The organism is Streptomyces sp. BPTC-684 (assembly GCF_030028635.1).
GTDB classification, from domain to species: Bacteria; Actinomycetota; Actinomycetes; order Streptomycetales; family Streptomycetaceae; genus Streptomyces; species Streptomyces noboritoensis.
The window spans coordinates 5,543,023-5,555,736 of record NZ_CP124863.1 but is presented as its reverse complement, the minus strand read 5'-3'; the positions used below and the strand labels follow the sequence as shown (position 1 = coordinate 5,555,736).

General features: G+C 72.9%; 9 protein-coding genes and 1 riboswitch. Of the genes, 5 read left to right on the top strand and 4 right to left on the bottom strand.

Going from position 1 to position 12,714, the window contains the following annotated elements:
- Nucleotides 1-2 precede the first annotated feature (2 nt).
- A complete protein-coding gene (gene ribD / locus QIY60_RS24715) occupies nucleotides 3-1,085 on the bottom strand; it encodes a bifunctional diaminohydroxyphosphoribosylaminopyrimidine deaminase/5-amino-6-(5-phosphoribosylamino)uracil reductase RibD (RefSeq protein ID WP_283144381.1) in 1,083 nt (360 codons plus the stop codon).
- Nucleotides 1,086-1,245: 160 nt separating this feature from the next.
- Nucleotides 1,246-1,376: riboswitch (FMN riboswitch) on the bottom strand.
- A 287-nt stretch (nucleotides 1,377-1,663) separates the two neighbouring features.
- On the opposite strand from ribD, the gene QIY60_RS24710 reads away from it, so the two are divergent.
- Nucleotides 1,664-4,030, top strand: coding sequence for a chitinase C-terminal domain-containing protein (locus QIY60_RS24710; protein ID WP_283144380.1), 2,367 nt, complete (start codon nucleotides 1,664-1,666; stop codon nucleotides 4,028-4,030).
- Nucleotides 4,031-4,144: 114 nt separating this feature from the next.
- On the opposite strand, the gene QIY60_RS24705 is transcribed toward QIY60_RS24710, so the two are convergent.
- Entirely contained in the window at nucleotides 4,145-5,272 is a 1,128-nt protein-coding gene (locus tag QIY60_RS24705; RefSeq protein ID WP_283144379.1) for an ROK family transcriptional regulator, read from the bottom strand.
- A gap of 107 nt (nucleotides 5,273-5,379) precedes the next feature.
- Between QIY60_RS24705 and QIY60_RS24700 the strand changes: the two genes are divergently transcribed.
- Nucleotides 5,380-6,600 (top strand): MFS transporter, encoded by a 1,221-nt coding sequence (locus tag QIY60_RS24700; RefSeq protein WP_283144378.1) that lies wholly within the window; start codon nucleotides 5,380-5,382, stop codon nucleotides 6,598-6,600.
- Nucleotides 6,601-6,793: 193 nt separating this feature from the next.
- On the opposite strand, the gene QIY60_RS24695 is transcribed toward QIY60_RS24700, so the two are convergent.
- Complete coding sequence (locus QIY60_RS24695; protein WP_283144377.1) at nucleotides 6,794-8,098, bottom strand: alginate lyase family protein; 1,305 nt, start codon at nucleotides 8,096-8,098, stop codon at nucleotides 6,794-6,796.
- A gap of 202 nt (nucleotides 8,099-8,300) precedes the next feature.
- Between QIY60_RS24695 and QIY60_RS24690 the strand changes: the two genes are divergently transcribed.
- On the top strand, nucleotides 8,301-9,719 hold the full coding sequence (locus QIY60_RS24690) for a solute carrier family 23 protein (RefSeq protein ID WP_283144376.1): 1,419 nt from the start codon (nucleotides 8,301-8,303) through the stop codon (nucleotides 9,717-9,719).
- On the opposite strand, the gene QIY60_RS24685 is transcribed toward QIY60_RS24690, so the two are convergent.
- Nucleotides 9,701-10,801 carry a glycoside hydrolase family 6 protein gene (locus QIY60_RS24685; protein WP_283146058.1) on the bottom strand — a complete coding sequence of 367 codons (1,101 nt, stop codon included), beginning with the start codon at nucleotides 10,799-10,801 and terminating at the stop codon, nucleotides 9,701-9,703. The genes QIY60_RS24690 and QIY60_RS24685 overlap by 19 nt on opposite strands.
- A gap of 188 nt (nucleotides 10,802-10,989) precedes the next feature.
- On the opposite strand from QIY60_RS24685, the gene QIY60_RS24680 reads away from it, so the two are divergent.
- The gene (locus tag QIY60_RS24680; protein ID WP_283144375.1) at nucleotides 10,990-11,757 is read left to right on the top strand and encodes a DUF5995 family protein; all 768 of its coding nucleotides are present in this window, start codon (nucleotides 10,990-10,992) and stop codon (nucleotides 11,755-11,757) included.
- Entirely contained in the window at nucleotides 11,721-12,650 is a 930-nt protein-coding gene (locus tag QIY60_RS24675; protein ID WP_283144374.1) for an LLM class F420-dependent oxidoreductase, read from the top strand. Before QIY60_RS24680 ends, QIY60_RS24675 begins: the two co-directional genes overlap by 37 nt.
- Nucleotides 12,651-12,714 lie beyond the last annotated feature (64 nt).

The window sequence follows — 12,714 nt, the reverse complement described above, 5'->3', positions numbered from 1 at the left end:
GCTCATCGCTCCTTGGGAGTGGCACTGATACGGAGATCGGGGCCGATGCGGACGGTCTCGGTCAGTTCGAGCCGCAACGCGTCGGCGATCGTGGTGATTCCGGCGCCGGCCAGGGCCGCCGGGCCCGCGCCGAGCAGGACGGGTGCGAGGTAGCCGACGACCTTGTCGACGGCGCCCGCGGCGACGAAGGCCCCGGCGAGGGCCGGACCGCCTTCGAGGAGTACGGACCGGACGCCGCGCCCGTGCAGGGCGGCCAGCAGCGCCGGGATGTCCAGACCTGTGGCGGCGCGCGGCAGACGGACGACGTCGGTGTCGGCCAGATGGGCAGCATCGGCGTCCTCGGCGACCGCGACCAGGGTCGGCGCGGCGTCGTCGAGGACCCGGGCGCCGGGCCGCACGGCCTTGGCCTCGGTGTCGACGACGACCCGCAGCGGCTGGACGGCGCCCTCGACGCCGCGCACGGCGAGGTGGGGGTCGTCGGTGCGGGCGGTGCCGGAGCCGACCACCACGGCGTCGGCTTCGGCGCGCAGCCGGTGGACGTCCGCGCGGGCCTCGGGCGAGGTGATCCAGCGGCTGGTGCCGTCCTCGGCCGCGATCCGGCCGTCGAGGGTCGCCGCGTATTTCCACAGGACGTAGGGCCGGCCGAGCCGTACGGAGGTGAGCCAGGCGGCGTTGCCCGCCGCGGCCTCCTCGGCGAGCAGGCCCTGCCCGACCTCGACCCCGGCCGCCCGCAGGGTGTCGGCGCCGCCGGTGGCCTGCGGGTTCGGGTCGCCGACCGCGTACACGACCCGGGCGATCCCGGCCTGGACGAGCGCCTGGGCGCAGGGGCCGGTGCGGCCGGTGTGGTTGCAGGGTTCGAGGGTGACGTACGCGGTGCCGCCCCGGGCCCTCTCGCCCGCGGCGGACAGGGCGTGGACCTCGGCGTGCGGGCCGCCGGCCTGCTGGTGGAAGCCCTCGCCGACGACGGCGCCCGAGGCGTCGGTGATGACGCATCCGACGACCGGGTTGGGGCTGGTGGAGCCGAGTCCGCGCGCGGCGAGCTCGACGGCTCGGCGCATGGCGTCTGCGTCGGCTGCGGTGGCCACCGGGTCCTCCTGCCTCTTCGGGCACGGACTCCGGGGCTGTCGATGAACGACAGAGAGCGGGAACAGGGCCGTACAGACAGCTCACGCATGGCCGAAGGACACCGACCGTCGCGGACGACGATCAGCGAAACGGCCGGCATGAGCCCTGAGGGCCCGCCCGCCGCGCACTGCCTCCCATCCGGACTTTCACCGTCGGTCCAGGAATTCCACCTGGTCAACCGGCCACTGGATGCGGCCGGGTCGCGGACTATTACCGCCGGTTCGGAATTACACCGACCCCGGAGTGCGCTGCTGCTGGTACAGGGTCAGTGTGCCACGACTGATCGTCGGCCATACGGGCGAACATCTATGGCCTGGGTCACAGTACGGTCGCGGCCCGTAGCGGAGGTTCACCGTCCGCCACCTCGCATGGCGGCCGCGACCTCCGACATTGGTCCGTACCTATTGACGCTCTGGTCTAGTCCTCTTAATCTCCGTGTCACCTCCGAGGTGAGGCCCGACGGTGTGCGCACGCCCGGGCCGCCGCACGACCGCCCGCAGTCCTGTGTCACACCGACCTCCCCCAGGAGGAACAGATCGTGCTGTCCCCCACTCGTACGAGAGCCGCGCTGCTCGCGACCGGTGCCGCGGTCGCCGGGCTGCTGCTCTCCTCGCTCTCCGCGGGCGTCTCGCACGCCGCCGACAACGAATCATGTCGCCCGGACGGGCTCTACAAGACGCCCGGCGTCGACGTCCCCTACTGCTCCGTGTACGACACGGACGGCCGCGAGAAGATGGGCGCCGACCACCAGCGCCGGGTCATCGGGTACTTCACCGGCTGGCGCACCGGCCAGGACGGGACGCCCGCCTATCTCGCCTCCGACGTCCCGTGGGACAAGGTCACCCACGTCAACTACGCCTTCGCGCACATCGGTTCCGACAACAAGATCTCGGTCGGCGGCGACGGCGAGAAGAACGCGGCGACCGGAATGACCTGGCCGGGCGTCGCCGGGGCCGAGATGGACCCCGCGCTCCCCTACAAGGGTCACTTCAATCTCCTGAACAAATTCAAGAAGCAGCACCCGAACGTCAAGACGCTCATCTCCGTGGGCGGTTGGGCCGAGACCGGCGGCTATTTCGGTGACGACGGAAAGCGCGTCGCCTCGGGCGGCTTCTATTCGATGGCCACCAATGCCGACGGCTCGGTGAACCAGCCGGGCATCGACACCTTCGCGGACTCGGCCGTCGCCTTCATCAAGAAGTACGGGTTCAACGGCGTCGACATCGACTACGAATACCCCACGACGATGAAGGACGCGGGCAACCCGCTGGACTGGAGCCTGTCCAACGCGCGCCGGGCGGGCCTGGTCAAGAGCTATGCGGTGCTGATGAAGTCGCTGCGCGAGAAGCTCGACCGCGCGGGGGCGGCCGACGGAAAGCACTACCTCCTTTCCGTAGCCGCGCCTTCGTCCGGCTATCTGCTGCGCGGCATGGAGACGTTCCAGGTCCAGAAGTACCTGGACTACGTCAACATCATGTCGTACGACCTGCACGGCGCCTGGAACGAATACGTGGGGCCGAACGCCTCGCTCTTCGACGACGGCAAGGACGCGGAACTCGCGGCCGCGGGCGTCTATTCCACTTCCCAGTACGGCGGAATCGGCTATCTCAACGCGGACTGGGCCTACCACTACTTCCGCGGTTCGATGCCGGCCGGGCGCATCAACATGGGCCTGCCGTACTACACCCGCGGCTTCAAGAACGTGAGCGGCGGGACGGACGGGCTGTGGGGCAAGGCCGCGACCACCACCTGCCCGGCCGGGGCCGGGCTCACCAAGTGCGGTGACGGCGCGACCGGCATCGACAACCTCTGGCACGACCTCGACGACAACGGCAAGGAGGCCCCGGCGGGCTCCAACCCGATGTGGCACGCCAAGAACCTGGAGAAGGGCGTCGTCGGCGACTACGTGACCAAGTACGGCTTCCCCGCCGACACCAAGCTGACCGGAACGTACGCCCGCAAGTACGACTCGACGCTGGTGGCGCCCTGGCTGTGGAACGACCAGAAGAAGGTCTTCCTCTCCACCGAGGACGAGCAGTCGGTGAACGCCAAGGCCGACTACGTGGTCGACAAGGGCATCGGCGGCACGATGGTCTGGGAGCTGGCGGGCGACTACAAGTACAACGCGGCCAAGGGCCAGTACGAGCCGGGCTCGACGCTGACGTCCGCGATGTACGACAAGTTCAAGTCGGCCGCCCCGTACGGCGCCAAGCGCTCCACGGTCACGCTGCCGACGCAGGCGCTGAACATCGGTGTGGACTTCGGGCAGTTCCCGCTCGGCGACTCCAACTACCCGATCAGCCCGAAGGTGACGCTCACCAACAACACCAAGGCGACGCTGCCGGGCGGCACGGAGTTCCAGTTCGACTACGGGACCTCGGCCCCGGCGAACGCCAAGGACCAGTCCGGCTTCGGCACGACGATCGTCCGCAGCGACCACAGCGGCAGCAACGTGGGCGGTCTGAAGGGGGACTACAACCGGGTCTCGCTGAAGCTCCCGGCCTGGCAGTCGCTGGCCCCGGGCGCCTCGGTGACGCTCGACTTCGTCTACTACCTGCCGGTGTCGACGCCCTCCAACTGGACGGTGACGTTCGGCGGCCGCAGCTACGCGCTGGCCGGGGACCTCACCCGGGGCGCGACGGTCACCGAGCCGGACACCGGCACGCCGTCCCCGTCGCCCTCGCCGACCGGCGGTACGACGGGTGGCTCGACCGGCGGGTCCACCGGCGGTTCCACGGGCGGCGGCTCCTGCACCGCACCCGCCTGGACGGCCACGGCCGAGTACGGTGGCTCCACGACCGTCTCGTACAAGTCCCACAACTGGAAGTCGAAGTGGTGGACGAAGGGCGAGGAGCCCGGAACCACCGGCGACTGGGGCGTCTGGCAGGACCTCGGCGCCTGCTGATCCCCTGCCCCCGAACGCCCGGCGGCGCGACTCAGGCCCTTGCCGTGGTCGCCGGGCACCCGCTGTGAAGCGCCCGCGCCCCGGCCGGATCTCCCCGGCCGGGGGCGCGGTGCGTCAGAACAGCTCGTCCTGCGCCGCGTCCCGGGCCGCGAGCAGGGCGCCGCGCAGCACCGCCCGGTCGCCGAGTTCACTGGGCCGGACCTCGGCCCCGAGCGGGGTGAGCTCGGCCAGCCGGCTCCGCACCCGGGCGGAGAGCAACGCGCCGCCCGCGTGGCCCAGTTCGCCGCCGAGCACGATCAGACCCGGGTCCAGTACGGAGACCACGGCCGCGGCGCCGATGGCGATCCGCTCGGCCAGCGCATCGAGGAAGGGGCCGGCCGCCTCGCGCACCAGGGTCTCGGCGCTGCCCGTCAGACCGTGTCCGGCGGCGAGGCGCACCACCGCTTCGGCGCCCGCGAGCGCGTGGAACCCGCCGTCGCAGCCGGTCGCGGACGGCAGCGCGCCGGTGCCCGGGACGGGCAGGAAGCCGATCTCGCCCGCGCCGCCGGAGGCCCCCCGGCGCAGCTTCCCGTCCAGGAAGACCGCCGCGCCCACGCCCTGGCCCAGCCAGAACAGCACGAAGTCGGCCTGGCCGCGCGCGGCGCCGAGCCGGTGCTCGGCCATCGCCGCCAGGTTCACCTCGTTCTCCACGAGGACCGCGGCCGACAGCCGCCGCTGCAGGGCGGGGACCAACTCCCGGTGCCAGGCGGGCAGGCCCGTGCTGTCGCGCAGCTCGCCCGTCGCCGGGTCGATCAGACCGGGCGCCCCGATGCCGACGCTGTGCAGCCGCTCGGCGCCCGCCTCCTTCGCGGTGCGCTCCAGGAGCGCCACCGTCCGCTCCACGGCGGGCCCGGTCCCGGCCTCGGCCCCGATCGGGAGGGCGGCCTGGGCAAGGGGCGCGCCGAGCAGATCGGCCACGAGCACGGTGACGCCGTCGGTGCGCACGTCGAGGGCGGCGAGGTGGGCCCGGTCCGCGACGATGCCGTACAGCCGGGCGTTGGGTCCGCGCCGCTCGGCGCCGGACTCCCCCACGACCTCGACGAGCCCCGAGCCCTGGAGCCGTTCGACCAGGTCGGCGACGGTGGGGCGGGACAGTCCCGTGAGCTTCTTGAGCTGACCCGCCGTCAACGGGCCCTCGTCCTGGAGCAGCCGCAGGGCGAGGCGGTCGTTGATGACCCGGGCGGTGCTGGGTGATGCGGGCATGCCGGGAATCCTTCCAGACGACCGAAACCCGATGGACGGCGGAGTATTTATCAGGCAGGGTTCCTGATAGTTTATCGCGCACCGGCATCCAGGGGAGGACCGCGCCGATGGCGACCGAAACGGACGACGGCATACGGCAGTTGAGGCGGGCCAGGATCGCGATCGCCGCGGTGTTCTGCGTCCACGGCACGGTCACCGGCAACTTCGCGACCCGGGTCCCGTGGATCCAGGACCACACCGGGGTCTCCACCGGGCAGCTCGGCCTGGCGCTCGCGTTTCCCGCCATCGGCTCGTCGCTGACGATGCCGCTCTCCGGCGCGATCACCCACCGCTTCGGGGCGCGCCGGGCGCTGCGCGGACTGCTCGCCCTGTGGACCCTCGCCCTCGCGCTCCCGGCGCTCGCGCCGAACCTCTACACGCTCTGCGCGGCGCTCTTCGTGTTCGGGGCGACCGCGGGCATGTCCGACGTGGCCATGAACGCGCTGGGCGTGGAGACCGAGGACCGGCTCGGCCGGTCCATCATGTCCGGGCTGCACGGCATGTGGAGCGCGGGCGCCCTGATCGGCTCGACCGCGGGCACGCTCGCCGCGCACCTCGGCGTCGACGCGCGCGTGCACCACCTCGTCGCGGCGGCCGCCCTCACCGCGCTCGGCGCGCTCGTCTGCGGCGGCGTCCTCGACCTGCGCAGCGCGCCCGACGAGGCCCCGCCGCCGCGGTTCGCCCGGCCGCCCAGGGCGGCACTGGCCATCGGGCTCGTCGCGTTCTGCGCGGTGTTCGCCGAGGGGGCGAGCCTGGACTGGTCGGCGGTGTACCTGCGGGACACCATGGACGCCTCGGCCGGTCTCGCCGCCGCCTCGACCACCGCGTTCACCCTGACCATGGCGGTGGTGCGGATCGCGGGCGACAAGGTCGTGGACCGGTTCGGCGCGGTACGGACGGTCCGCTGCGGGGGCGTGCTCGCGACCGTCGGCGGGCTCGCGGTGGTCCTCGCGCCCGCGCCTGCCGTGGCGATGGGCGGGTTCGCCCTGATCGGCCTGGGGGTCGCGGTCGTGGTGCCGCTGGCCTTCGCGGCGGCCGGGCGCAGCGGCCCCAACCCGAGCCAGGCCATCGCGGGCGTCGCCACCATCACGTACACCTCGGGTCTCATCGCCCCCTCGACCATCGGCGGCATCGCCGATCTGACCTCGCTGGTGGTGTCGTTCGGCCTGGTCACGCTGTTGGCGCTGGGGCTGGTGGCGGGGGCGGAGGTGCTGCGTACGGGAGTGCGCGCCCGGGCGGCGGGCGGGGGCGCGGCGAAGGCGGCGCCGGTGCGGTCCACCGACGCCTGAGCGCTCCGCTGGAAATGGGGTTCGTCGGCTGCGGGCTGTCTGTGGCTGGTCGCGCCCACGCGGCGGAGCCGCAAATGTCACAGCCCCGCGCCCCTGAAGGGGCCGCGGTACCGCACCGGACTTCCGCAAGTCCGCCCAGTAGCCGACGGCCGAACCGTATGGGGGGCGGTTCGGCCGGGGCTCTCCTTCCGCCTCAGCCCGCGATCGAGTCCAGCTGTTCGGCGGCGGGCCGCAGTGCCCAGAGGTCACCGCCGGGCGGTGTCTGGAGCTCGGGCACGGCCGCGCGGGCCTTCTTGTCGCCCGCGTCGGCCGCCGCGTGCACCACGTCGCTCGCCGCGTACCGGCGGAACTCCAGCTCCGGGTGGGGCCAGGCGGCCGCGCCGGTCGCCGCGGGCAGCAGATAGTCGACGGCCTTGAACAGGCTCTGCCCCTGCGGCCCCCGGTAGCCCCACAGGTCCACCCCCACCTGCTTGCCGATGGCGGCGAGCCGCGCGTACGCCACCAGGTCGAAGGTCGAGTAGTGCCAGCTGCGGGTGCGGGCGAGCTCCTGGGGCTGGCTGCCGTCGGCGGCGATCTGCGGATCGACCCGCAGCTTCCCGGCGGCCCGGACCGTCTTCGCCGCGAGGGCCTTGTCGCCGGTGGCCAGCGCGAGTGCGGCGATCTGCATGTCCTGGAAGGTGCCGTGGTTGTTCTTGGCGGCCGATTCCTCCTTGCCGAAGGGCGACGTCAGCAGCCAGTTCAGGAACTTCTTGTTCCAGTCGAGCATCCGCGCACGGTCGTCCGCCCGCCAGCCGGGCGCGCCCAGGTCGAGGACGGCGACCGCGTCGAGGACGCCGGTGTACTGCTGCGAGAAGTCGATGATGCCGATCGCCCGGCCGTCGTACTTGCAGGGGATGAACTGCCCGTGGTTCAGGTTGGGGTTCATCCTGGTCGCCGGATCCAGGAACCAGGTGCGCAAAGCGGTCGAGGCCTGCTCGGCGTACCGCGCCCTGCCGGTGTAGTACCAGGCGAGGCTGAGCGTGGTCACGGAGCCCACGACCTTGCCGAGGTCGGGCCGGTCGGTGCCGGTGTCGACCTCGGGGTTGCGCTGCCCGTCCTTCTGCACGTACGGGCAGCCCCAGGGGTTGTCGGCGGTCTTCGGCTTAGAGGGCCACCAGTACGGGGCCTGGCTGAGGTAGTCGTGGGGGTCGCCGCCCGGCGCGGGCTTCGGCTTGTCCACGACCGTCCAGGGCCCCTGCCCGAGCCGGCCGTCGGCGGCCGCGGTCAGCTTCGCCACGGCGGTGCGCAGCGCCGGGTCGCCGGCGTCGAGCCGCAGCCGCGCGTCCCGCATGCGCGCGCCGTCGACGACCACGGTGTGCGGGGCCTTCGGAGCGGTGCGTTTCGTGGCGGCCGGTTTCGTGGTGGCGGCGTGCGAGGCCGCCGGTACGAGCACCGACGCGAGCACCGCGGCCGTGGCCAGCAGGGCCACGAGCCCGCTGCGAGATCTTCCGCCGTCCATAAGGGCATCCCCTCAGTCAATATTTCACATACCTGAACCCTGTTCACGAATAGGGCGGTTGGAGCGTAGGGCCAGCAGTTCCGGGTGACAATGCCTCGCGCAGGATTCACGGATGGGACCTGGGATCACGGGGCCCACTACCATTGCGCCTGAATTCTTCTCAGCGGATTCTTCTCAGCACGGAACGAACTGGAGCAAACTCATGGGCCTCGGCGTGCGCTGGACCCTGCACGGTGACGGGCGGACCCCCGCCCCCGGCGCCGTCGTCCGTCCCGACGAGCGGCTCTCCTGGCCCCGGACGATCGGCCTCGGCGCCCAGCACGTGGTGGCCATGTTCGGCGCGTCCTTCGTGGCGCCGGTCCTCATGGGCCTGGACCCCAACCTCGCGATCATGATGTCCGGCGTCGCCACGGTCATCTTCCTGCTCGCCACCAAGGGCCGGGTTCCCAGCTATCTGGGCTGCTCCCTCTCCTTCGTCGGCGTCGCGGCCGCAATCCGGGCCACCGGCGGCACCAGCGCCACCGTCACCGGCGCGGTCTTCGTCGTCGGGATCGTGCTGTTCGCGGCGGGCCTCGCGGTGCAGCGGTTCGGCGCGCGGATCATCCACGCCGCGATGCCGCCGATCGTGACCGGCGCGGTGGTCATGCTGATCGGCTTCAACCTGGCGCCGGTCACCGCGTCCACCTACTGGCCGCAGGACCAGTGGACCGCGCTCCTGGTGATGCTCTTCACCGGGCTCGCCGTGGTCTGTCTGCGCGGCTTCTGGTCCCGGGTCGCGATCTTCCTCGGCCTGCTCTTCGGCTACGGCATCTCCTGGCTCTTCGACCGCGTCTTCGGCAAGATCCACTCGGTTCCGGGCGCGGGCGAGGCCACCGACCACTGGCGCCTGGACCTCTCCGGCGTCGGCCGGGCCGACTGGATCGGCCTGCCCTCCTTCCACGCCCCGCACTTCGAGTGGTCCGCCATCCTGGTCGCCCTGCCCGTCGTGATCGCGCTGATCGCCGAGAACGCCGGACACGTCAAGGCCGTCGGCGAGATGACCGGCGACGACCTCGACGACAAGCTGGGCACCGCGATCGCCGCGGACGGCGCCGCCTCGATGCTCTCCACCGCCGTCGGCGGCCCGCCCAACACCACGTACTCCGAGAACATCGGCGTCATGGCCGCCACCCGCGTCTACTCGACCGCCGCCTACTGGGCCGCCGCCGGATTCGCGCTGCTCTTCGGCGTCTGCCCCAAGTTCGGCGCGATCGTCGCCGCCATCCCCGGCGGCGTCCTCGGCGGCATCACCGTCATCCTGTACGGCATGATCGGCCTCCTGGGCGCCCAGATCTGGATCAACGCCAAGGTGGACCTGCGCAATCCGCTGAACCTCGTCCCGGCGGCCGCGGGCATCATCATCGGCATCGGCGGCGTCACCCTGAAGTTCACCGACGACTTCCGCCTCAGCGGGATCGCCCTGGGCACCATCGTGGTCATCACCGGCTACCACGTGCTGCGCGCCCTCGCCCCGGCCCACATGAAGGAGCAGGAGCCGCTGCTCGACGAGGGCACGTCGTCGTACGACGCCGACAGCGGCGAGGGCGACGCGGCCGCAGGGGCTCAGCGCGCCAAGTCGTAGGCGTAGTCGGGGGCGAAGCTGCCCGCCGCGCCCCGGCAGCCGTCGGACTCACCGGGCAGCTTCACCCACAGATAGGCGTCGATGCGCGCCTCGCCCGTGTGCGTGGTCGGGGCGTGGCCAAGCGCCCGCCCGGCCGGGTCGCACCACTCCCCGTCGGGCGGCGCTCCCCTGCCGTTGCGGCTGGTGTCGATCACCGCGCCCAGCCGCGCGGGACCGCCCAGCGCCTTGAGCACCCGCCGCGCGTACGCCACCTCGTCGGACGTGCGGTGGAAGTTGGAGACGTTGGTGAAGACGCCGTCGCCGCTGGTGGCCGCGCCCGCCGCGCGCAGCAGGCCGGCCATCTCCTCGGCGTCGCGCCATCCGGAGTGGCCCGCGTCGAAGTACACCCTGGCCCGGGCGTCGGCGGCGTGGATCGCCCGCCCCGCCCTGGCCAGCGAGGCGAACCGGGCGGCGCGCTCGCCCTCGGAGAGGCAGTCCGACTGGGCGATCGCGTCCGGCTCCAGGACCACGATGACCGGTGAACGCCCGAGCCCCGCCGCGAAGTTCCCGATCCAGGTGTCGTACGCCTCCAGGCTCGGCGCACCGCCCTGCGAGGCGCCGCCGCAGTCCCGGCCGGGAATCGCGTACGGGACGAGCACCGGCACCCGGCCCTGTCCGGCCGCCGCCGAGGTCACCGCCCGCACCTCGCGGGTGATCGCGCCGGGGTCGTACTCGGTGAACCAGACGGCGGTGGGCCGGTCCGCGATCCGCCGCTCGATCAGCGCCCGCCGGGGGTCGTCCGGGTGGGCCCGGACCCAGTCCAGGACCTGCGAGTCGGGCGAGCGGTAGAGCGCGGCGGAGACCACCGACGGTGACGGCGACGGGGTGGCCGAGGGCTTCGGGGCGGGGGACGGCGGGCCCGGGCGCGGCGTCGCGCGCGTGGAGGACGGCGTCGCCGATGCCGAGGTGGGCACGGCGGGCAGGGTCACCGTGGCGGGCGAGGCGGTCGCCGGGGGCCGGGCCGTGTCGTCGCCGCCCCCGAGGGCCGCCACGGCGCCCGAGACCGCTCCGGCGGCCACGACCGCGCAGGCCAGCCCCACCATGGCGGAGCGCCGCCCGGCCGAGCGGCGCGCGGCTCTGTCGTCCCGGCGGCCACGCGCGCGTGACGGCGGTGTTCCCGGCACCGTGAACTCCCCTCCCCCGAGGCCCCGGTGGCCCCGTGTTCACCCGTTCCGGGGAAGCCCCGGGCCCGGCGACGTCCCGGAAAGCGCCGGGCTGGGACGCTGCCCTCATGGTGCTGATCGAACAGCGGGCAGGTGGAACGGCGCTCTCCGGGGTGTCGGTGGACACCGTAGCGGCGCGGATGCGGGCGCTGCGCGCGAGCCTGCCGCCCAAGGACGGCCTGGCCGTCTTCAACCGGGTCTATCTGGCGGTCACCGAGGAGATCGGCCGGTCCGTCGCCCGGGGCGCGTTCGACGACCCTCGGGCCGCGGCGACGCTGGACGTGCTGTTCGCCGGGCGCTATCTGCGGGCGGTCGACGCGGTCGCGGCCGGGCTGCGGCCGCCCGCCTGCTGGCGGCCGCTGTTCCAGTACCGGCGCCACCCCGGCGTACGCCCCCTCCAGTTCGCGCTCTGCGGCATCAACGCCCACATCGGGCACGACCTGGCGCTCGCCGTCGTCGACAGCTGCCGGGCCCTGGAGTGTGAACCGGAGGGACTTGAGCGAGACTTCGAACGGGTCGGCGACACCCTTGTGGCGCTGGAGGAGCGGGTGCGCGAGGAGCTGATGCCGGGGCCCGATCTGCTGGAGGTCGCGGACCCGCTCACCCATCTGCTGGCGTCGTGGAGCCTGGAGCGGGCACGCGACGCGGCCTGGTCGTCGGCCCGGTTGCTGTGGAGGCTGCGGGAACTTCCGGACCTCTCCCGTGAGTTCAGGGAGCGGATGGACGCGGGTGTCGGCCTGGTGGGGCGGTGCCTGCTGACGCCTTACGCAGGCCCTTCTTCCGCACGAGGAGTTCACTCATGGCGATCCGGCTCGGACTCGGCCTTCCGCAGATGAAGCAGTACGACATCGGCCGCGACATCCCCGCGGTCGCGCGCGCGGCCGAGGAACTGGGCTACGAGAGCCTGTGGGTGTTCGAGCGGGTGATCTTCCCGACGCCCATGACCCAGGGGCTGTACGGAATACCGGACCTGGCCTGGCCGGACGCCTACCGGTCGGTGGCCGACCCGCTGGTCTCGCTCACCCTCGCGGCGGCGGCCACCGAGCGGGCGCGGCTGGGCACGAGCGTGCTGGTGGCGCCGCTGCACGTGCCGTTCCAGCTGGCCCGCTCGCTCGCCACGCTGGACGCGGCGAGCGGCGGCCGGGTCCTCGCGGGCATCGGCACGGGCTGGTCCCTCGACGAGTACGCGGCGGCGGCCGTGGCCCCGTTCGAGAAGCGCGGCAAGGTGCTCGACGAGACGCTGGACGTGTTCGCGGCGGTCTGGGGCCCGGACCCGGTCGCGTACGAGGGCGAGTTGACCACCATCGCCCCCTCCGAGGTCGGCCCCAAGCCGGCCCGGCCGATCCCGGTGTACCTCGCGGCGGCGGGCCCGAGGGCGGTGCGCCGCGTGGTGGACCGGGCGGACGGCTGGATGCCGGTGGCCCAGGGCGCGGCCCAGCTCGCCGAGGCGTGGACGGGGCTGCGGGAGCTGGCCGCCGAGCGCGGCCGGGAGCGCCCGATCGAGGCGTGCGTGCGCGTGAACGCGCGGTACACCCCGAAGCCGTACGAGGGCGAGGGGCGCCCGCCGTTCGCGGGCAGCGCGGCCCAGATAGTCGAGGACCTGGCGGCCCACGCCCACGAGGGCATAGGCGAGTTCCTGCTCGACCTCCAGGGCTCCGCGCGCGACGCGGAGGAGCTGAAGGACGTGGCGGCGGAGGTGTACGGGCTGGCGCGCGCGGCGGGGCTGTAACGGCGGACGGGCCGCGAACGGAAAGGGGCCCGGGGTGAAAACCCCGAGCCCCTGTCGTCAACAG